This is a genomic window from Acidipropionibacterium timonense (assembly GCF_900605005.1).
Classification (GTDB): Bacteria; Actinomycetota; Actinomycetes; order Propionibacteriales; family Propionibacteriaceae; genus Cutibacterium; species Cutibacterium timonense.
In genome coordinates, this window is sequence record NZ_LR027558.1 from 2,685,361 (window position 1) to 2,706,129 (window position 20,769).

At 70.9% G+C, this 20,769-nt stretch carries 19 protein-coding genes and 1 riboswitch; of the genes, 4 read left to right on the top strand and 15 right to left on the bottom strand.

Translation table 11 applies throughout. The annotated features are described in order from the left end of the window. Positions 1-47: 47 nt before the first annotated feature. The 10 genes from E0E30_RS12605 to E0E30_RS12645 all read right to left on the bottom strand — a co-directional run bounded on the left by E0E30_RS12605 (position 48) and on the right by E0E30_RS12645 (position 10,375). Entirely contained in the window at positions 48-830 is a 783-nt protein-coding gene (locus E0E30_RS12605; protein ID WP_130866567.1) for a tetratricopeptide repeat protein, read from the bottom strand. After that, positions 820-1,782, bottom strand: coding sequence for a vWA domain-containing protein (locus tag E0E30_RS12610; RefSeq protein WP_130866568.1), 963 nt, complete (start codon positions 1,780-1,782; stop codon positions 820-822). The genes E0E30_RS12605 and E0E30_RS12610 overlap by 11 nt, the downstream gene beginning before the upstream one ends. Continuing rightward, positions 1,779-2,744, bottom strand: a complete 966-nt coding sequence (locus tag E0E30_RS12615) for a VWA domain-containing protein (RefSeq protein ID WP_130866569.1) — start codon at positions 2,742-2,744, stop codon at positions 1,779-1,781. Before E0E30_RS12615 ends, E0E30_RS12610 begins: the two co-directional genes overlap by 4 nt. Continuing rightward, positions 2,735-3,757: a DUF58 domain-containing protein gene (locus tag E0E30_RS12620; protein ID WP_130866570.1), complete on the bottom strand. Its 1,023-nt coding sequence runs from the start codon at positions 3,755-3,757 to the stop codon at positions 2,735-2,737. Before E0E30_RS12620 ends, E0E30_RS12615 begins: the two co-directional genes overlap by 10 nt. Positions 3,758-3,762: 5 nt before the next feature. After that, positions 3,763-4,764, bottom strand: a complete 1,002-nt coding sequence (locus E0E30_RS12625) for an AAA family ATPase (protein WP_245306609.1) — start codon at positions 4,762-4,764, stop codon at positions 3,763-3,765. Further along, a complete protein-coding gene (locus E0E30_RS13715; RefSeq protein ID WP_245306610.1) occupies positions 4,761-5,588 on the bottom strand; it encodes a hypothetical protein in 828 nt (275 codons plus the stop codon). The genes E0E30_RS12625 and E0E30_RS13715 overlap by 4 nt, the downstream gene beginning before the upstream one ends. A gap of 96 nt (positions 5,589-5,684) precedes the next feature. Next, positions 5,685-7,031 (bottom strand): ATP-binding cassette domain-containing protein, encoded by a 1,347-nt coding sequence (locus E0E30_RS12630; RefSeq protein ID WP_130866572.1) that lies wholly within the window; start codon positions 7,029-7,031, stop codon positions 5,685-5,687. Beyond that, complete coding sequence (locus tag E0E30_RS12635; protein ID WP_130866573.1) at positions 7,024-7,914, bottom strand: hypothetical protein; 891 nt, start codon at positions 7,912-7,914, stop codon at positions 7,024-7,026. The genes E0E30_RS12630 and E0E30_RS12635 overlap by 8 nt, the downstream gene beginning before the upstream one ends. Before the next feature lie 995 nt (positions 7,915-8,909). Continuing rightward, positions 8,910-9,317 (bottom strand): LPXTG cell wall anchor domain-containing protein, encoded by a 408-nt coding sequence (locus tag E0E30_RS12640; RefSeq protein WP_130866574.1) that lies wholly within the window; start codon positions 9,315-9,317, stop codon positions 8,910-8,912. Between the two features lie 791 nt (positions 9,318-10,108). Beyond that, a complete protein-coding gene (locus E0E30_RS12645) occupies positions 10,109-10,375 on the bottom strand; it encodes a hypothetical protein (protein WP_130866575.1) in 267 nt (88 codons plus the stop codon). 84 nt (positions 10,376-10,459) lie between these two features. After that, a riboswitch (cobalamin riboswitch) is annotated at positions 10,460-10,659 on the bottom strand. 335 nt (positions 10,660-10,994) lie between these two features. On the opposite strand from E0E30_RS12645, the gene rsmG reads away from it, so the two are divergent. From rsmG to E0E30_RS12660, 3 genes are all read left to right on the top strand, one after another. Further along, on the top strand, positions 10,995-11,621 hold the full coding sequence (gene rsmG / locus E0E30_RS12650; RefSeq protein WP_130866901.1) for a 16S rRNA (guanine(527)-N(7))-methyltransferase RsmG: 627 nt from the start codon (positions 10,995-10,997) through the stop codon (positions 11,619-11,621). A 1,659-nt stretch (positions 11,622-13,280) separates the two neighbouring features. Further along, positions 13,281-14,291: a ParA family protein gene (locus tag E0E30_RS12655; RefSeq protein ID WP_130866576.1), complete on the top strand. Its 1,011-nt coding sequence runs from the start codon at positions 13,281-13,283 to the stop codon at positions 14,289-14,291. A gap of 3 nt (positions 14,292-14,294) precedes the next feature. After that, a complete protein-coding gene (locus E0E30_RS12660) occupies positions 14,295-15,230 on the top strand; it encodes a ParB/RepB/Spo0J family partition protein (protein ID WP_130866577.1) in 936 nt (311 codons plus the stop codon). A gap of 165 nt (positions 15,231-15,395) precedes the next feature. On the opposite strand, the gene E0E30_RS12665 is transcribed toward E0E30_RS12660, so the two are convergent. From E0E30_RS12665 to E0E30_RS12680, 4 genes are all read right to left on the bottom strand, one after another. Continuing rightward, the gene (locus tag E0E30_RS12665) at positions 15,396-15,923 is read right to left on the bottom strand and encodes a DUF3817 domain-containing protein (protein WP_130866578.1); all 528 of its coding nucleotides are present in this window, start codon (positions 15,921-15,923) and stop codon (positions 15,396-15,398) included. A 121-nt stretch (positions 15,924-16,044) separates the two neighbouring features. After that, a complete protein-coding gene (locus E0E30_RS12670; protein ID WP_280953286.1) occupies positions 16,045-16,782 on the bottom strand; it encodes an SURF1 family protein in 738 nt (245 codons plus the stop codon). A gap of 22 nt (positions 16,783-16,804) precedes the next feature. Beyond that, entirely contained in the window at positions 16,805-17,755 is a 951-nt protein-coding gene (locus E0E30_RS12675; RefSeq protein WP_130866579.1) for a D-alanine--D-alanine ligase family protein, read from the bottom strand. Positions 17,756-17,786: 31 nt separating this feature from the next. Then, positions 17,787-19,178 carry an aminotransferase-like domain-containing protein gene (locus E0E30_RS12680; RefSeq protein ID WP_130866903.1) on the bottom strand — a complete coding sequence of 464 codons (1,392 nt, stop codon included), beginning with the start codon at positions 19,176-19,178 and terminating at the stop codon, positions 17,787-17,789. 152 nt (positions 19,179-19,330) lie between these two features. Between E0E30_RS12680 and E0E30_RS12685 the strand changes: the two genes are divergently transcribed. Beyond that, positions 19,331-19,960, top strand: a complete 630-nt coding sequence (locus tag E0E30_RS12685; protein ID WP_130866580.1) for a hypothetical protein — start codon at positions 19,331-19,333, stop codon at positions 19,958-19,960. On the opposite strand, the gene E0E30_RS12690 is transcribed toward E0E30_RS12685, so the two are convergent. After that, positions 19,897-20,628: a (2Fe-2S)-binding protein gene (locus E0E30_RS12690; protein WP_130866581.1), complete on the bottom strand. Its 732-nt coding sequence runs from the start codon at positions 20,626-20,628 to the stop codon at positions 19,897-19,899. The genes E0E30_RS12685 and E0E30_RS12690 overlap by 64 nt on opposite strands. Positions 20,629-20,769 lie beyond the last annotated feature (141 nt).

Here is a 20,769-nt window from a genome sequence, read left to right on the forward strand (position 1 = left end):
CGTCCTTTCGTGGTTGTCGATGGTCGGCGTACTGGAGAGCGGGGTGCTCACCAGTTCTTGCCCGTGGGGTCCCGGTGCGATCCGACACGGGAGGTTCCCGCGCCGTCCTGGATCTGACGGGCCTGGCTACGGGCGGCTTCGTTGCGTTGCTGCAGGTTGGCCTCCCGCCCGCCGGCCTGTCCGCCGGCCTGTCCGCCGGCCGAACCTCGGTCCTGGGAGGTGCCCTTCGGCTCCCCTCCGGACCTGGCGGCGGCCACCTTGGAGCTGAGGCGTCGCTGGACCGACTCGCGGTCCTTGCCGCGGTTGCGGTTCGACCCTGATCCGCCGGACGCCTTGGGCGTGGCTGACGATGACGACTTCTGCTGCTGTCGGGCCGTCGACACACAGCTGGACCCGCGGAGCACGGCCTCGGCCTCCTGCCACGTCTTCACGGCACCCACCGGATCTCCGGAGCCGCGTCGGGCGTCACCGTGGGACTCGAGGGTGAGGGCGAGGTTGAGCACGACCCGGCACCGCTGGGTCCGCGGGGCCAGCGGGAGGGCCCGACGGTAGTCGGCCTCGGCCTCGGACCAGTGCCCCTGGCGGGCCTGGGCGACGCCGGAGTCGTAGTGGGCGAGCCAGGGTTCGGCCAGGTTGACGACGCGGTTCGACCGGAACAGACGGGTCGCCGTCACGTCGTCACCCTCGGACATGGCCGCCCGGGCGAGATGGTCGACGCCGACGGTCGCCATGAGCCGCAGGCCCGACAGGACGAGGATGACGCCGAGCACACCGGCGCACACCCGCCCGGCCCGGCGCAGGACCGACCTCCTCGGTGTGTCAGTCGTCATGACGTGCCTCCTGTCGTGCCAGGGCCCATCGCCGGGTCGACCCCGCCAGGTCGACGAGGACGGCGAGCGCGCAGACGACGGCCAGGTACGGATACCATTCGCGTCGACCCGGGCCGTCCTGGGGTTCCACGAGAAGGGGCGGCTGGTGGACGGGGCCCGGTGCGGGTGCATCGTGGGTGAGATCCGCCCCGAGCTGTCCGGCGATCCGCTTCATGGCCGTGACATCACAGACCGACTCGGCCGGGCGCCCCCGGTACATGACGGGCCGGTGATCGGTGCGGGAGCGTCGCACCTGGGCTCCCTCGGTCGAGCCGTAGGCCACGACATGGGCCTCCGTCACGAGGGGACGCAGCGCCGCGAAGGACGCCGGCGTGGCCCGGGCCGTCTGTTCCCCGTCGCTGAGGACGTAGAGGTATCTGGCGGCGGCGGGATCGGCACGCCTCATCTGCTCGAGGACCTTGGTGGCCAGGGGAATGCCGATGGACACGTCGGTGCCCGTGCCGGCGTCGTTCTCGCGCCACCCCATCGCTCGCACCGCCGTGGTCACCGAGTCTAGGTCGGTCGTCGAGGGAACCTCGAGCCGCGCGTCGTTGTCGAAGGTGAGGACGGCGACCCGAGCTCCCTCGAACCGTCGGACGAGCGAGGTGACGTCCTCGACGACCCCGTCCATCCGTGGGGTGCCCCCGCGATGGTCGACGGCACCCATCGAGGCGGATCGGTCGATGACGAGGAGGACGTCGGCGCGCATCGTCCGACGTGTCGCGGTACCACCCTCGATCCCCGGACGCAGGGCCACGGCGGCCACGAGGGAGGCGAGCAGGAGGTGGAGCAGCAACCGTCCCGGACGTCGCCGGCGCACCGCGGCCGGGCCGTCGCACGCGACGACGACCAGGGCCATGACGACCGCGCCGGCGACGAGCCACCAGTTCGGCAGGACGGTGATGTGGTTCATGACACCTCCTTGCGTTGCAGGACGGCACCGCAGGTCGATCCCAGGAGCATGAGGAGCACGCCCGGCCACGGTTCGTCGAGCACCCGCTGGTGCGGGGTCGCCAGGAGGGCCGTTCGTTCCTGCTGGCGGATGCGGTCGGCGATGAGGGAGGGATTGGCCGGTCGGCCGGCCACCAGGGAGAAGGAGTCGCCGTGGGTCCGTCGCACCTGGTCGTGGATCGACCGCGTCGCCTGCTCGTCGTTCCCGGCCGGGACGACACCGAAGACCATGACACCCTTCGCCACGGCGGTGTCCATCGCCTGCGACATGGTGTACAGCGGGGCTCCTGACACCAAGCCGTCGGTCGCCAGGACGAGGGTCCGTGACCGCGGACGATCCAGGTCGTCGAACCGGTTGAGGCATGACGCGATGCCGTCGCCGATGAGCGAGGACCCGTTCTGCCCGTAACTCGTGCCGGGAACCCCGTCGCCGGTGACGGAGGCGCGGGTCGGGGAGAGTGCCTCGCGCACCGCCGAGGCGTCCTTGGTGAGGGGGATGACGGTGACGGCGGACGAGTCGAAGGCCACCAGGCCGATCCGGTCACGGCCCAGGCGGCCGGAGAGGTCGGTGAAGGTGTCGAGGACGTCGGCGTCCACCTTGGCCATGGAGGACGACACGTCCAGGCACAGGACGATGTCGCGACTGCGCTCGTCGGGAGCGTCGTCGTCGACCCGGATGAGCCGGGAAGCGGTGAGCGCGGCACCGGTGAGGGCCAGGGCCCAGCACAGGCACACCGCGGCGAGTCGTCGCCGACGCTGTGCCACGAGGACCCGGTAGCGAGGCAGCCGGCGAAGCCGGTCGAGATGGGCCACGACGACACCGGTCACCGCACCACGACGCCGGGGCCAGCGGGCCGCGATGACCGCGGCCACGATCCCGAGCACGAGGAGAACGGCCCCCAGGGGCCACCAGATCAGTGCCACGACGACACCGCCGTCCTGGCCGCGTCGAGCCGAGGGATCGCCGGGTCATCGGCGTGCCCGGGGTCGAAACCTGCCTCCACACAGCTCGCCAGCAGGGGCACGAAGGTGGACAGCCGGGCGTCGTCGTCGGCGCGGCGGCGCAGATCGTCCATGGACTCGAAGTCGATGTCGGAGGCCGTGGCGACCCCCAGGAACCGGCGGCACACGGCCCCGATGCGACGATGGGCCGTGGACGAGGAGACCCGACCCGAGGCCAGGTCGACCCCGACCTCGTCGAGCCGTGCCAAGGTGTGGCGGCGCAGGGTCTCCAGGTCGACGGGGTCCTCGACCGGACGGGGCGTCGGACGTGTGGACCGTCGCCCGGCGAGGATCGTCAGGGTCAGACCGATACCCACCAGGGCCAGTGCGAGGAGCACCCACCACGGACTGTGCATGACGGCGGGGTACTGCCCGGTCGGTGCCTGTTCAGGAACGATGAGCAAGACGCAGCCTCCTCGGATCCCCGTGGTGGCGTGACCCAGCAGGGCCGCGAGGTCCGCAGTGGCCGAGTCGGGGACACAGCGGGCGTCCACCGCGCGCAGCATCCGTTCGACGTCGACGTCACGTGCCGATGGCCGGGCGATGGTGGGGGCGCCGTCCTCGGCCGAGACCACCGTGACCCGGTCCCCCTGCTGCAGGGCGATGCTGGCCACGGTGGCCGCGCAGGCCACCGCCACCTGGGCCTTCGACTCGGTGGCGTTGGCCGACGCCGCCAAGGATCCACCGGTGGGCACGATGAGCAGGACGCACTGACGCCGTTGGGCGACGTACTCACGCACGAGCATCTGGCCGGTGCGCGCCGAGGCCCTCCAGTCGACGTCGCGCAGGTCGTCGCCACGGACGTACTCGCGCAGGTCCGAGAAGTCGAGGCTGCGTCCCGGGAACACGGCCGGGTGGGCGCCCTCGAGTTGCCCGACGACCCGGTGGCGGGGCGCCAGGAGCAGCTCGGTGCGCACACGTTCCAGATGGGTCATGTCGGTCAGGGGGTGGGGATGGCGTTGAAGACGGCGTCGATGAGGTCCTCGGTGCGCACCCCGGTGGCCTGGGCCTCGAAGCTCAGGAGGATGCGGTGTCGCAGCACCGGGTGTCGTAGCGCCAACAGGTCGTCGGGGACGACGTGGTCGCGCCCGTGGAGGAGGGCCCGGGCCGCCCCGGCCTCGACGAACGCGATGGTCGCCCGGGGGCTGGCACCCAGCTCGATCTCATGGGCCCGGGCATCGGGGAGGCAGCGTTCCGGGTGCCGGGTGGCGTCGACGATCTCGATGACGTAGCGCACCAGCGAGTCCTCGACGTGGACCCGCCGGACGAGCCGTTGGAGCCACAGGACGTCGTCGGTCGAGGCGACCGGCTCGGCCTCCGGCGCGTCGAGGGCGCCGCTGCGCACCCGGTGGACGACGTCGAACTCCTCGGCGGGGGTCGGGTAGTCGACGACCTCCTTGAGGAGGAACCGGTCCATCTGGGCCTGCGGCAGGACGTGCGTGCCCTCCTCGTCGATGGGGTTCTGGGTGGCCAGGGTGATGAAGGGTCGGGGCAGGTCATGGCTCGTCCCACCGATGGTGACCCGGCGTTCCTGCATGGCCTCGAGCATCGCCGACTGGGTCTTGGCGCTGGACCGGTTGATCTCGTCGAGCAGGACGAAGTGGGCATGGACCGGCCCCAGTTCGGTGCGGAACTCGGTGGTGCGGGAATCGAAGACCTCGGTGCCGACGATGTCGCTGGGCAGCAGGTCAGGGGTGCACTGGACGCGTGCGAACGAGGCGTGGACGGTGCTGGCCAGGGTGGCGGCGGCCAAGGTCTTGGCCAGTCCGGGAACCGACTCGAGGAGGACGTGACCGTTGGCGAGCAGCGCCACCAGGAGGGCCTCCCGGAGGTGTTCCTGGCCGACGACGCGCCGGGAGAAGGACTGCTCGATCCGGCTGACGAGCTCGGACGCGCGTGCCAGCTCATCGCGGGTGATGGCCTCGGGGTTCGGTGTGGTCAACGGATATCTCCTGACTTCCAGAGGGAGGGACGACGGTCGATGAGGTCGCGACGAGTGACGGCCTGACGTGACAGTGGGCGCGCCGGGGTGGTCCCGGCCGGCGGCTCGGGTGGCGCCAGGACGTCGCGCAGGGCGGCCAGGGGCACGCTCATCGCCACCGCCGCCGCGGCGAGCACCCCGCATCGAACGGCGAGCGGGCCGAACGGGGCGGCCGCCAGTCGCGTCGACAGGTGGTGCCCCAGGTCGGCCGGGGAGACGGTCGTGGTGCGGGGCAGGGGGCCCGAGGTGGCGGACAGCACCACGCCGACGAGGGCTCCTCCCGCGCCCGCCACCAGGGTGAGGAGGGTGCCTCGGGTGACGACCGATCCGGTCCGCGGCCGTCGCGCCAGCGCGCCCAGGGCGCCGCAGGCCGCGCCGGCGAGGCAGCGGGCGGGCAGGCTCGCATCCGGCACGCCGGTCGCCGTGGCCAGGGCCAGCTGGCCGGACAGCCCGACGAGGACACCGCTCGTGGGGCCGCCGACGGTGCCCATGACCAGCGGGACGATCCACGAGGGCTCGAAGCCGCCGGGACCGTCGAGCAGGACGTGCACGAGCGCGGTGAGGACGGTTCCCGTGCACCACTGGGATGGTGCCGACGGACGGCGTCCGTCCTCGGCCCATCGGATGACACCACACAGCAGGACGCCGGTGCTCACCAGTGCCAGGGCCGCGGACCCGACCCCGGCGTCGAGCACCGAGGGACCGGACAGCAGGGGGTACACCGCCCACGCCGCCACGATGACGACGAGCAGCGCGCTCCAGGACCCCGATGCCAGATGTCTCATCGCCGCTCCGCCGTCGCCGGGACGAGGTCGACCTCGTCCAGATCCGTGACCCGTAGCGGTCGACACACCTCGGCGACGACCGGGAGCCAGGGCAGCTCATCCAGGCTTGCCGAGGGGCCGCGTCCGACACGAGCTGCTCGTCCTCGACGAGGAGCAGTCGGTCGCACACCGTCGTGAGGAACTCGATGTCGCGATCGACGACGACGAGCCCGCCTGCGCCGCCCATGAGGGACGCCAGGTCGGCGCAGGACCGTGCGTCGAGGCCGTCGGTCGGGTTGACGAGCAGACCCGGGGCCGCGTGGTCCCCGGCATCGACGCAGGTCGCCAGCGACAGCAGGTCGACCACGGCGCGTGACTGCCCGGCGGACATCGGGCGCAGCGGTGCCGCAGCGGGCAGCTGCTCGGTGGCGGCGAGTCGGTGCTCGTCGAGGAATCGGCGGGTGGTCCCGCGCGGCTGCCGGCTGGCACGGTCGATCCTCGTGCACACTCCGGGCAGGGCGCAGACCCCGAGCAGGTGCGCCAGGTCGCGATCGTCCGGGAGGGGGCAGCCGGTCCGGTACAGAGCGCGTGCCACCCGCTCGGCCGTCGCATGGGCGGAGCTGACGATCCCCAGGACCTCCATCGACCGCACGGTGATCGTCCCGGTGCCGGTGAGTCCGCCCGCGAGGCCTCGACGGTGAGGAGGTCCTCGCCCGGGTCCTTGCGCCGGCGGGGGCGAAGGTGGCAGGTCATTCCCAGATCGGTGAGGAGTTCCCGCGACCTGCTCACCGTGGAGGTCCGGGACCGCTCGACCCCCAGCCGGTCGGCCAGGCGGGCCAGCGGGGGGGGTGGCAGCACCGGCGACGTCCAGGTGTCGGGTGCCGACACCGTCGTCCCCGCCGACAGGTCGACGATGCGGTCGCTCACCGGGACGGCGATGGTGAGATCGTGCTCGGCCCACACGACGATGCGTCCTCGGTCACCGAGCTGCCTGACGACGTCGGCTGCCCGGCGGCGGGACCCGGCGCACATCGGCGCGAGGACCTGGTCGATGACGACGACCGGCGCCCCATCGATGCAGGCCTCCAGGAGGGCGGCCCGGGCTGCGGCGTCAGGCTCGAGCATCGTCCGGTTGGTCGCCAGATGGGCGCCCAGATCGAGGTCGTCGATCCAGTGTCGGTCGGCGCCGCTGGCCATCGACCCCACGGTGCCGGCCCGTCGGGGCCTGCGTCCGACGTGGCTGACGACGCCATCCAGCTCGGTCTCGCTCGCCCCGGTGAGGGACCGCCCGTCCAGGGCGACCTGGCCCCGGACCGGTCGCTCGGTGCGGCCGGCGATGGCGTCGAGCAGGCTGGTCGCCCCGGACCCGCTGACGCCGACGACGAGGGTGACCCCCGCCTCGAGTTGCAGGTCCACTGGTGTGGCTGACGGTCCGATGACCCGGACGGCACGCAGGTCAAGCATGGCGGACCCCCGTCCGTGAACGTGCCACGACCAGGGCCAGGACCCCGGCGTCGGCGGCGAGCAGTGCCCAGGTGGGGCCCACCTGCCGGTCGACGATGGCCAGGATCCAGGTGACGACGAGGGCGCCGACGCCGATGAGGTCCGGTGCTCCGGGGACACCGAGCCACCGGCGCCCGACGGTGAGCTGTCGGACGGCCACGATGGCCAACCAGACCGTCAGGACGACGGCGGACACGGAGATGTCGGTGGACGGGATGGGTCGTCGTCCGGCCACGAGGGGCAGGACTGCTCCGGCGAGCACGGCGGCCACCGCGACCGACGCGGTGCTGGCGAGGACGCTCGCAGGACGAGGACGGCGTCGACGGGTCCACTGTCGGCACAGATCGCCGGTGCGCAGGGCGACGTCGGCGAGGATGGTCCGCCACGGTGGACGCAGGTGGCGCGAGCGCAGGCCCGAGCGCACCGACAGGCTCTCGTGGAGGGCCTGTGGGGCGCAGACGGCCGGAGCCAGGAGGCAGGCTGCCGGTCCGAGGGCCAGGGCCCATCCGTCGAGTCGGCGTCGTGAGTCGTTGACCTGGCAGGCCCAGGCCCAGCCCAGGAGGAGAACCGAGGCCGGGAGGAGGCCGAGGGTGGTGGAGACGATCGACGGGCCGAACCACAGCCCACGGGCGAGTCCGACGAGAGCCACTCCGATGCACAGGGCCAGGGCGGGCCGCGCCATGGAGCGGCGTGGCCCCCGATCGGTGAGGACGGCCACCAACAGCGTGACGAGGGTCATGACGAGGGCCGCTGTCGACATGACGCCGGGCGTCGTCATCCGCGAGGACAGGATGACGACCGATGCGACGAGCAGGGCGGTGACGGTCGGGGAGATCCGTGTCATCGGCGCGGCTCCCGAGGTCTCGCGGTGACGGAGCGGCGGCGGGTGGCCCAGACCAGGACGACCGCGGCCAGGGCGCAGGCTCCGGTGGCCACCCGGGTCGCCGTGGTGAGCCGGCCGGTGTGCGCGGGGCGGGGACGGGTCGGACGGGCGCCGACGACGTCCGGCGGTGTCCACAGGGTGGGGACGTCGGTCCGGGCGGGGTGATCGACGGTCGGACGGTCCAGGAAGCGGCGGTGGTGCCGTGGACGACGTCGAGCAGGCGGAACTGGTAGGGCTTCGACAGCAGACCCCGGGGGACCTCGTACCGCGTGGTCGTCACCTCGTCGGGTCGGTCGATGGAGGTCTGGGTGACGTCGGTCCCGTCGTGTGGGGCGGCCGGGTGCCACGATCCGGCATCGAGGTACTGCACGACGCGGTCGGTGCGCGCCGGGAGCCCGGCATGCCGCAGGTCGAGGGGCTGGCCGACCGGCTTGTCGGTGCCCCAGCCGTCGCCGAGGAGGGTCGGGGTCGGTGTCTCGGCGGGGACGAACTGGCCGACCGCGTCCTGGGGACGGTGGTGGTCGGCGTCGATGGGACCGATGAAGACCCATGGGCTGGTGAGCGTGATCGGCGCCCGCCATGGTTGGAAGGTGAGCGTGATGCTGGCGGTCCCGTCGGACCCGGTCGTCGTCTCCACGTAGGAGGTGTAGGGGTGCATTCCGGCGAATCGTGCCCGGGAGTCGAGGTCGACGGCCCAGGCGCGCACGGCGACCCACTGGCGCGGGGCTCCCCTGACGGTGACCTGGTAGCTCGATCCCTGGCGCATGACCGATCCGGCAGCGACGCCGATGGAGCAGTGTCCGGTCCGGCCACACAGTTGGGAGGTCATCGTCATGGTGCCCGGTGTGGACGGGGTGGGCGCGGCCCGGCCGGGGACCGGCGTCAGGCACAGCGGCGCGAGCAGGCCCAGCAGCAGTGCGACCGCCAGGCTGGTGGTCCGGCGCAGGAAGGTCGGCTCACTCATCGTCGTCCACCTCGATCCCCGTGCTCGGGACGGACGTCGTGGTGGTGTCGGCGGTCGTGGCGCGCTCGTCGCGTCGACGGCGGGCCAGGAACCATGCACCCGCGGTGGCCAGGAGGAGCCCGGCGACACCGAGGGTGGTGGGGATGGGGTGACGTCGGGGAGCACCGTGGAGGAGACCGGTGGAGGTGGCGTCGGGGCCCCAGACCGGGGTCGGCGATGCGGTCCCCGAGGGCTTGGGACCGGAGTTCGCCGAGGCGGTGTCGCTCGAGGACGGAGCCGGCGAGGAGACCCGTGGTGAGGCGGAGCTGGACGTGGGGGTCGGGGTGGCACTCGTCGAGGTCGTCGGGGTCGCCGAGGAGGACGCCGTGGGCGCCTCACCGGGACGACTCGGGGTCGGCACCGGGCGCCGGGGCGGTCGACGTGCACGTTCGGAGCGACGTCGGTGGTGTCGTGGGACCTTCCGCCGTCATCATGTCGGGGGTCGGGTCGGGGCGCTGCGCCGGACGGATGGGGGTCGGACGGATCCTGGCCGGCTGGTGGCACCTCGTCGCCGCCCTGGTCCGAGGGACCCGACGCGGATGGCGCCGAAGGTCCACTGCCGGGGCCAGTGGACCCGGGAGCCGACGCGCCGGGCCCGGACGGGCCGGGCCCGGGTTTCGAGGGGTCGCCCGAGGGACCGGAGGGTCCGGGTTTCGACGGTCCGGGCTTGGACGGTCCGGGCTTGGACGGTCCGCCGGGGCCCTTGCCGTCGGACGGCTCGGGGGCAGGATCTGGACGGTGGGCGAACTGCGGTCGCTTGAGCGGCGAGTTGGCGTCCTCGGGCAGGCAGACGTGCTTGTAGGCGTCCCCGGGATCGAAGCAGTCGACGGGAGCCAGCGTGACCATGACGAAGGAGTGGTTGTTGCGGTAGAAGACGTTGCAGTTCGTCGTCGTCGAGTCACGTCCGGGCCACGACATCGAGCAGGGCGTTCCGTCGTCCGGCCACGGATTGAGCTTGTCGCCGGGGTCGACGTCGACGAGGACGTAACCGATGCCGTACTCGCCGTGTTCACCGCTGTCGGCGTTCTTGTCGGCGGTGGTCACCCCGAACTGGCGACGTCGGATACCCACGGCCTCGAGGATCTCGTCGGTGCCGAGCGGGTTGCTCTTGGGCCCTGGGTGCAGGCTCACGTCCGACGAGCAGCGCACCAGTCAGTTGCGGGACGCGAACAGGTCCGGGGCCACCTGCCGGATGCGGTGCTGGGCGGCGGAGGGAAGCCGGGACAGATCGACGACGACGGCGTGCCCGGTCTCGTCGATCCGGCACCAGCCGTCGTGCCAGGGTGGGGCGGTGTGGGCGCTTCCGAGCGAGATCGCGGTGGCGGGAAGGGTCAGGGCCAGTGTGGACAGGAAGGCCGCGCAGGCCCGGCGCGTCAAGGATGCGCCGCGGTGGTGGGACGATCGAGGCGAGGCACCCATGGAGATGTCCGACGACGGCCGTTGCAGAGGTCGACCGTCGAGGCGCGGCACCTGCGGCATCGGTTCCTCCCCTTCGGCCCATGAGCGCGTGGGAGGGGAAGAACAGGGGTCCTCCGCTTCCGCAGCCCACGACGGAAACTTCGAGGGGCATCGTGGTCAGTGGTCCGACTCGCCGATTCTCACGGCTCACGGTTGCGGGACAGCGTCGGATTCGCACCGACTTCCCTGACACACATGCCCGTCCGCCGGACGGTGCCCGACGGAGTATCCCACAGCATATGCAGAGAGTATTCATGGTGACAACCTGGGAGGCTGTGGTACAAGGCAGGGTCACGGGGTCTGCCGGTGCGGGGGTTGCTCGGTGACGGGGAGTGATGTGTCGCCATCAACTCGCTCAACGTAGCTTCTGGAGAAGTCATTGAAAACGGTATGAAAGCAGCGTGGTGAGCAGCGGATCCTTGGCGGTGACGAGCGCTTCCTCCGGGAGACGTCATGTGGTCGGGCGTGACCCGGCGGGGCTGTCGGCAGGGCGGTCGGGTCGAGTCCGTCGCCAGTGTTGAGCGCTCGATGGGCGGTTCTCGTGTGACAGCATGGAGGTGTGGAAGACCCCTACGGTGGAATGGACGTCGCCGAAGAGCTGTATGGAGATAACTTCATATGGGTAAAGAAATATGTCGATATTTTGGCCACCAGTGGTGTGGACTGGGGACTCATCGGGCCGCAGGAGGAGCCCCGGTTGTGGCAGCGGCACATCCTCAACAGCGCGGCGATCCATCGACTCATCCCGGAAGGGTGTGAGGTGGCCGACGTCGGCAGTGGCGCCGGACTGCCAGGGATCCCGTTGGCGCTGCTGCGACCGGATCTGGAGATCACGCTCGTCGAACCTCTGCTGCGTCGTTCCAACTTCCTCATCGAGACGGTGGATGCCCTGCACCTGGGAGATCAGGTTCACGTCATCCGATCGCGCGCTGAGGAGCTCGACACGACGTTCGACGTCGTCACAGCCAGAGCGGTTGCCGGACTCATCAAGCTCATCAACTGGACTGGCAAGCTCTTCATCCCCCACGGGATCCTGCTGGCGCTCAAGGGACAGGGTGCCGAGGCCGAGGTCGAGGGCTGCCTGCCGGAGTTGTCACGCCGCCATCTGGCCGCCGACGTGCTCGTGGCCCGCGCGGCTCCTGGGGCCGAGATCACCCACGTCACTCGCGTGCGGGAGATGTTGCTCACCGAGGTCCGGGAGTACTGAGGTCCGGGAGCACTGACAGGGGTGTGGCCAGCGCTCGGGTGAGCCGCTCGATCCGGATCCGGTCGACCGCAGCCCGTCGGCGAGAAGGTGTGTTGCTCGCGGTTCGGTCGGGTTGAAGCGGGCGGCGAGCACGAGGCCGAGCTGGTGCAAGCGGCACGGCGTCGACGGCGCGTCGATGTGTTCTCCTCCCGAAGAGGCGGTGCTCCAGTCCGTGGATCATCGCGAGGTGAGAGCGTCAGGGTTCCCACCGGGAGCTTGTCGGCCGTGTTGCGGACCTCGCGGTGGCTCGTCGGTGATGCAGGACATCAGGAGGCCCGGGTGGCAGGACAGCCACGGGGGACGTCGATCGACCGGACTCGTGCCGGCGGACATGGATGCTCGGCAGGGCCAGCGGTTCGAGGAGTGTGCGTTGTGATCATGGTCGGGATTGACGTCGACGAGGTGATCGGCGCCGACCTGATTGAGATGGCCGGTCGAGTGCCGGTGAGATTGATGGCGGGCCCCTGGGTGTCGCCGACTGGGTGAAGGTGGGCGGTTCGAGTCGTGGGGACCCAGGGACTACGGGGATGCGAGGTCGGCTTCCCCATGGCAGCGTCCCCGACGGCCGGTCACCGATCGATTCCGGCCGGTACGGAGCGCGAGTGGACCGGCCACCGGCGTGAGGCGAGGTGGGTGTTTCACGTGAAACACCCGGTGCCGGTGCATCCGTGAAGAGCTCACTCGTGGTCAGGTACGACCCGGATTGTCGCGGGCGGCAACGACGACATGGCGATCCGGACCGGACCATGGCTGCGGAACGACTGGCTCTGCCAGACCACATCGAGAACGCATGACGGGGCCACCCCATGCGCGGCACCTGGCTCGTCCCATCCGATCGGACGACGCGGGTCTCTTCGACGCGGGTCTCTGCGCGAGTCAGCGACCCGCGTGTCTACTCCTGGTGAGCAATGGTCCGGAAGGATCGGCGACCGAGCGCGACTCATACCGCCTTGGGCGAGCAGGCTGCGTGCGGACACGACGTGGCTGCGGGCAACGGACGGAGCTGGGAGACGAAGGACCCCTGGGAGTGACGGCGACCTGGCTGACCGGCGCGCAGCGGGCTGACGGGCGCGGACCGGGGTGACGGGCGCGGAGCGGGCTGTCCGGTACTCGCCTGTCTGACCGGTACTCCCTGTCTGGCCGGTCCCGAGCGGAGACGCGGACGCCCGACTCGGCTGCAGCCGAGTCCGGCTCGGCTACCGAACGACCGGACAACCCGGGTGAGTGAGGGTAGTGGCGACTTGCGGGCCCGATCCCGGCCGGCAGCCGAGGACCACGCGGTGATCGAGCGCGGTGGCCGTGAAGGTCGTGGCCCCAGCCGTCCCCCCGGGCCCATGATCACATGCGAGACAGGGTGGTCGTCGAGCTTTGCAGACTGAACCCAAGGGCTGTACCGGACATCACCTGAGCCGGCGCGCGGGCACCGGCGGACACCCGGCTCCCGCGGGCGCCCGGCCCCCGCAGACAGCCGGCGGTACATCGTCATGAGGGGTTCGTCGGTCGCGTCGTCGCGAGGCTGCATGGTCCACGAGTGCGGGACTGCGAGCGGCTAGAGTGGGCGCGTCCACGTCGGTGTTTCACGTGAAACACCGCAGGCCACCTTCCCCGAGAGGCAACAGCGTGACGAACGAGGTACCCGTCTACGACAAGGGCCCGAAGAGGGCGGCATTCGAGACCCCCGATGTGCCTGCTCCCGACGCAGATGACGACGCCGCCGACACCGCCCCCGGAAGTGCAGCGGCCACCGAGTCCACACCCCTGCCCCTGACACTGCCCCGTCCCCGGTCGGTCCGCATCGTCGCTGTGGCGAACCAGAAGGGCGGCGTCGGCAAGACGACGACAGCGGTCAATCTGGCGGTCGCACTGGCCATGAGTGGCCTGCGCGTCCTCCTCATCGACGCCGATCCCCAGGGCAACGCGTCCACCGCCCTGGGCATCGAGCACGACTCGGGAACACCTGGCACCTACGAGGTCCTCATCGATGGCGAGGACCTCTCTCTCGTCGCGCGGATGAGCCCCGAGACCCCGGGGCTGGAGGTGGTTCCCGCCACCATCGACCTCTCCGGTGCCGAGCTGCAGCTCGTCTCCGTCAAGGGTCGAGAGTCTCGTCTCAAGAAGGCCCTGGCGAGCTATCTTGCGACCCACGACATCGACTACGTCTTCCTCGACTGTCCCCCGTCCCTCGGTCTCCTCACCCTCAACACGCTCGTCGCCGCCGACGAAGTCCTGCTGCCCATCCAGTGCGAGTACTACGCCTTGGAGGGCGTGACGCAGCTCATGCGGACCGTGGGAGCGGTCCGCAATTCCCTCAATGCCGAGCTCGAGGTCGAGTCCATCCTCATGACGATGTTCGACGGCCGCACACGTCTGTCGGCGCAGGTCACCGAGGAGGTTCGCGCCCACTTCCCGACGCAGACTCTTCGCACTGTCATTCCGCGGTCGGTCCGCGTCTCGGAGGCCCCCAGCTACAGCCGGTCGGTCCTCACCTATGACCCCAACTCCGCCGGTGCGAAAGCCTACCGGGAGGCAGCGGCGGAGTACGCCCACCGCCATGCATCCTCCGCCACCGAGCAAGCGGACATCCCGACGACCGCTTCCGACGACCCGTCGAAGACCACAGAAGGAGCATGATCAATGGCGACGAAGCACCAGGGCCTGGGACGCGGTTTCGGCGACTTCTTCCAGCGCACCGACGTCGACGAGGAACCCGAGGTCATCACTGATCATGCCCATGATCACGTTGACGAGCAGTCCGACACGGCTCCGGCGGCCCTGACCGACGGCTCCTATCTGCGGACGATCCCGGTCAAGTCGATCCGCCCGAACGCCAAGCAGCCGCGCACGGCCTTCGATGAGGCGGCCCTGCGCGAGCTGTCGGAGTCGATCGCCGAGGTGGGCGTCCTCCAGCCCATCGTCGTCACGCCGGACGGTGACGAGTTCGAGCTCGTCATGGGCGAACGGCGCTGGCGCGCGTCCCAGCGGGCGGGATTGACCGAGATCCCGGCCATCGTCAGGGCCACGGACACCCAGGACATGCTCCGGGACGCGCTGCTGGAGAACCTCCACCGGGTGCAGCTCAACCCTCTCGAGGAAGCAGCCGCGTACCAGCAGATGCTCGACGACTTCGGGTGCACCCAGGACGAGCTGGCCGCGCGCATCAAGCGCTCGCGCTCGCACATCGCCAACACCATTCGCCTCATGAGGCTGCCCGGAACCGTCCAACGCCACCTGCTCGACGGCACCCTCACTGCTGGACACGCTCGCGCCCTGCTGGCCCTGGAGCGCGCCGTCGACCAGGAGCACCTGGCCCGCCGCATCGTCGAGGACGGCCTGTCCGTCCGCGCCACGGAGGAGGCCGTCAAGGCTGTCCTGGCGCCGCCGACCGAGGTGAAACCCCATGTCAGAGCCAAGCCGGGCGCCGATCCCGAGGCTCTTCGATGGGCATCGGTGCTCAGCGACCGCTATGACACCGAGGTCAAGGTCAAGAGGTCGAAGGGCAAGGGAACGATCGTCCTGCCCTTCGACGACGAGGACGATCTGGAGCGTCTCATCGGGTTGCTCAATCGATGAACCAATAAAGCGCTATGTCGATAAATAACTGGTCATCCAAGGCGCCCGAGCGAGGATGCCGCGTCGACGCCCGACCGACAGTCCCCATGACCGTCCCCTGAGCCGTGGCTCCCCTGCCCGCGCCGACCGCATGGCCGCACGGCTGGCCCGGACTGCGGCGAACCCTCAGTCCTCGGCCTGCGGATGCGCCGCCCAGTAGCTCATCGCCTCGTCGATCCGCCGATGGACGTCCTTGCGTGCGAAGTACTCGGCGACGAAGGAGAGGAACGGCACCGTGCCGGCCAGGGCGATGAGGACCAGCCGGCTCAGCGGCCATCCGGCGCGACGGCCGAGCATGTACGCCGTGATGAGCAGGACCGCGTAGAGCCAGCCGTGCGCGACGCCGACGACATTGACGAGCAGCGGCTGACCGGCGGCGTACTTGAGCGGCATGGCGATGCACACGAGGACGATGAGGAGGGTGCCGACGACATAGGCCATGACGCGGTATCGCAGGAGGGCGGCGCGCACGCCGGGGATGTCGTTCGGTTCGATCCACGGCTCGGAGGCCCCGTCCGGCGAACTCCCGAGAGGGTCGGGTCCTGCGGCCGAGGGCGCGGAGTCAGGCTCCGGTGAGTCCGTGGCGGGGGAGTGGGGCTTGACGTCGTAGAAGCTGTCGGCGGTGACGTCGTCCTGGGGATCGGTCTGTGGCACGCTCTCAGGCTACCTGCCCGGCCTGAACCACACTCATGTCATTTCAGCTCTTTGTCGACATGGCGTCACAGCGACTCGGGTGGATGCGCGCCGACCCGGTCACGCCGGGAGGCGCGATTCCTCAGCCCTTCCGGGACCGACCTGCGGCCCTGGCGAAGACGATCGACATGCCGAGCGCGAAGGCCGCGAAGGCCCACCACTGCAGCGCATAGCCGCGGTTCCGATCGCCCCCGTCGGTCTCGGGAACCTTCGGCTCGGCCGGTGTCAACCCCTCCTTGACGGCGTCCGCCCGCAGAAGGGTGAGGGAGCCCGGCACGAGCGGTTCGGGCCACGTCTGGGCCAACACCTCGAGGCGCAGTGCCGGCTCGGCCCTGATCGGGGCGGGCACCGTCGTCGCATCGGGTTGGGCCTCGGAGGCCAGGAGGACGCCGGTCACCGTCACCGTCCCACTGGGTGCCGTCGGCACCGGCTGACCACGGTCGACGACGCCGCGCACGACGGGGATCGTCTCGCCCGAGGCCATCGTCAACCCGGTGACGACGCGCAGCGGGTAACTCGTCCCGACGAGCAGCTGGGTACTGGACACGAAGCGCCCGGTCACCTGGACCCTCCGCCCGTAGTTCGACGCCGCACTCCCGGCGTGCGAACCGGTCCCCGACCACACGACGACCGGCTGGCCGATCCGGGACTGCGCCGAGTTGGTACGCTGGGTCTCGAACCGGCCCATCTGCCAGATCCCGAGGATGACCATGACCGTCGCCAGGATCACCCCCACGAGGACGATGAGGCCCTGACGTACCAGGGTGCCGACGCCCGGGCGCCCACCCTCGGAGCCGTCGGGACCCGCCGTTCCCGTCACGCGGCCCGACCTCACGCGGCGCTCACTCGCGCGCCCGGGCGGCGGCGTCGTCGACGAGGGCCGAGCACACCTCGCCCAGGTCGAGCCCGGCGGCCTTCATGGCCACCGGCACGAGGGACGTCGCCGTCATGCCCGGCGCCACCCCGGCCTCGAGGAAGACCGGTCGCCCCTGGGAGTCGATGATGGCGTCGACCCGGCTGATCCCGTCGAGGGAGAGCTCCTTGGCGACGAGCCGAGCCATGTCCTCGGCAGCCTTGGCCTGGTCGGCGCTGATCTCGGCGGGACAGGTGAGGCGCGTCTCGCCGGCCGTGTACATGGCCTGGTAGTCGTACACCCCGCCGACCGGGCGGATCTCGACCGCCGGCAGCACCTGGGTCGACCGGGCGGTGGCGATCATGCCGATGGCCACCTCGACCCCGGTGACGAACTGCTCGACGACGACATGGTCGTCGAAGGCGTAGGCGGTGGCCATGGCCTGGGGCAGGTCGGCGGCGTCGTCGACCCGCGTCACCCCGAAGCTCGACCCTCCCCGGGCCGGCTTGACGATGAGTGGCAGGCCGAGCTTGTCGACGATGGCGTTGACGACGGTGCGGGCGCCCAACTCGCGGAGGATGTCGTGGGTGAGCGCGACCTGGGACGGCGTCGTCACCCCCGCCGCGGCGACGACGCGGGTGGCGATGGACTTGTCGTAGGACATGCGGCAGGTCGCCGGTCCCGACCCCACGAAGGGGATGTCGAGCAGACGCAGCACCTCGTACAGCGCCCCGCTCTCCCCGACGCCGCCATGGAGCATGGGGAAGACGACCGCACCGTCGTGGGCCCGCAGGGTGGCCATGAGGGTGGAGTCGACGTCGGCCTCGACGACCTCGTGGCCGACCCGGCGGAGGGCCTGGGCCACGGTGTGGCCGGACTTGAGCGAGACGTCACGTTGGTGGCTCAGTCCTCCGGCGAGGACGACGACAGGCTGCTTCATGGGTTCATTGTGGCACCCGGTGCGGGCGTCCTCAGGCCTGGTTGGGGGTCGGTCCGAGGTCGCGGGCGCCGCCGCGCGTCGAGGACCCCAACTCGAAGGTCCGGGCGATCTCGAGCTCCTCGCGGATGACCCCCGAGAGCCGCTCGACGCCGGTACGGATGCGCTCGGGCGTCGGGTAGCAGTACGACAGCCGGATGTTCTCCTGGCCACGGCCGTCGGCGTAGAAGGCCGTCCCGGGGGTGTAGGCCACGAGCTCGGTGACGGCGCGCGGCAGCATCGACGCCGAGTTGAGGCCACCGGGCATCGTCAGCCAGACGAAGAACCCGCCCGAGGGGTGGGTCCACGTCGTGCCGGCCGGCATGTGCTCCGCGAGGGCCTCGAGCATGGCGTCCCGGCGGGCGCGGTACATGTCGATGAAGGACCGCACCTGCCCACGCCAGTCCCAGTGGGTGAGGTACTGGGCCACCGCGAACTGGCTGAAAACCGGCGGGCACAGGGTCGCCGACTCCTGGGCCAGGACGAGCTTGTCGCGCACGAAGGACGGCGCCAGGGCCCAGCCGACGCGGAACCCGGGGGCGAAGGTCTTGGAGAACGACCCCAGGTAGATGACGTCCTCGGGAGCCATGGACTTGAGGGTCGGCAGGGGATCGCCGTCGAGGTTGAGCAGGCCGTACGGGTTGTCCTCGACGACGAGCAGATCGAGTGCCTGGGCGGTCGCGACGACCTGCTCACGGCGTCGCACCGACTGGGAGATGCCCGACGGGTTGGAGTGGTTGGGGATCGTGTAGAGGAACTTGACGTGGCGACCGGCGCGGCGGGCGCGCGTCACCTCCTCGCGCAGTGACTCGGGCACCAGACCCTCCTCGTCCATGGCGACGTGGACGACGTCGGCCTGGTATGAGGCGAAGGTGTTGAGGGCACCGACATAGCTCGGCGACTCGGCCATGATGACGTCACCGGGGTTGCAGAAGATCCGCGTGACGAGGTCGAGGGCCTGCTGGGAGCCGCAGGTGACGGTGACGTCGTCCGGGTCGGCGTGGATGCCCTCGACGGCCATGACCTCGCAGATGGGGCCGCGGATCTCGATCTCACCCTGACCCGAGCCGTACTGCATGGCGCGCGTCCCCTCGGTGGCGACGAGATGCTGGAGGGAGTCGGCGACGACGTTGAGCGGCAGGTCGGCGATGTTCGGCATGCCGCCGGCCAGGGAGACGACCTCGGGGCGGTTGGCGACGGCGAAGAGGGCCCGGACCGGGGAGGTCTTGAGGCCCAGGGTGCGGGTCGCGTAGAGGTCGTGGAACTTGTCGAAGCGGGTGTCGACGCGGGAGGACGTGGTGCGGGTCGGGGTGGAGGTGGTCAGGGCGGTCGACGACGCGGCGGCAGCGGCGTCGACACCGGCGGCGCCGGCGGCGGCCTTTCTCACGGTGGGGTCGACGGGGCGGGTGGTCGCGTTGTCAGTGCTGTTCACCCGACCCACTGTGCCCCACGTCGGCACACGAAATCTAGAATGACACTCACGCGATGGTGACCGATGTCACGTGGGCAGGTCCTCGACAGGCGGACGGGAGGCGACCGATGCGACGGTGTCGGACGTTGTCCCGGGCCGATCTGGACGGGTTGAGGGCCCTCGAGGGGCCGGGCGGACGCGCGGTGCGTGCCTCCGGGATGGGGCGCGAGTGGCCGTCATGGGTCGACGCGGCGCTGGCCGCCTGGGGCGGGGTCGGCGTCGGGTGGTTCGGCGCCGCGGGGATCGAGTCGTTCATCCTGCTGGCCCCCGGTGGGACGGTTCCGCAGGGACATCCCCTCGCCGGGACCCCGAGGGCACCGGGGGCGGCGGTCGTCGTCTCCTCCTGGGTGCCGGGGCGTCGTGGCGGGTGCTCGCTGGTCCGCGGACGGTTCCTCGTGGGGCGCGCCGCCGGATGGCTCGACGGCGCGGTACCGGCGATCGAGGCTGCCGGGGTCGCAACTGCGGGGGATCCCCGGTGCGCCCCGGTGTCGTGGCTGGCTCTCATGGGGTTTGCCGAGGTCGAGCCGGTCGACGTCGGGCCGGTGCGGCGGATGAGTCTGGACCTGCGCCGGACCGTGCATGACCGGCGTGACGTCGCGGCGCGGCTCGTCGAGTGGCTCGGCGGGCGGCGTCTTCAGGGAGCGACGAGGACGCAGTCGCCGCAGCAGGCGTCGCGGGAGCCGCTCACCTGCCAGTAGAGGCAGCAGGCGCGGCGACGGAAGGTGGCACCGACGTGGGCGTCGGGGCGTGGATCGATGAGTTCGAGGACGTCCTGCGCCACGGTGCGTACCGGTTCGGCGAGGTCGGGACGACACCGGGTGATCATGATGACGCTCGTGCTCGCGGCCGAGGCGAGGTTGTCCCAGGCGATGAGTGGGGTCAGGCCGGCGTCGATGAACCTTTCGGTGAGGGCTGCGACCGCTGAGTCGGTGAGATCGGGCTCGTGGTCGGGCTCGGAGTGATGGGGGCGGGCGGACCAGGCGATGGACAGCGGGATCGGCGCCGAGGGCACCCCCTGCCACCACATGTCGGCCGGCCGCGGGAGGCGAACCGGGTGTCCCGCGGAACGGGCGGCGATGACCGGGACGAGCAGCCGCGCGACGATGCCCAGGTGCACCGCCGAGACGGCCACGCGACGGCGGACCTGTCCGGGCCTGGCCGTCGAGGGTCTGCCGTGACCGGCGGTGCCGGTGTGGCGTTGGGTGGTGAGGGAGGCGTGGGTGTGGGCGATGCGCGACTCGAGCGTGGCCGGGTCGAGGAGGGTCGACAGGGGCCGCCACGGGTGGACGGGGGTGTCGGCGGGGTCGTGGGAGGCGGTCGCGACCCACTGGTCGAAACCTTCGGCGGTCAGGTCGACGTGGTCCATGGGTCCATGGTGGCCCGGGCGGGAGTCGGGATCGCGAGGTGGGGCCGACGAGGTGTCGGGAAAGTACCGAGAGCTCGAGAATGTTCCCCTGCAGGGGAACACTGGCCCGCTCCCGGGAGATTCCTGACATCCGCCCGGGCT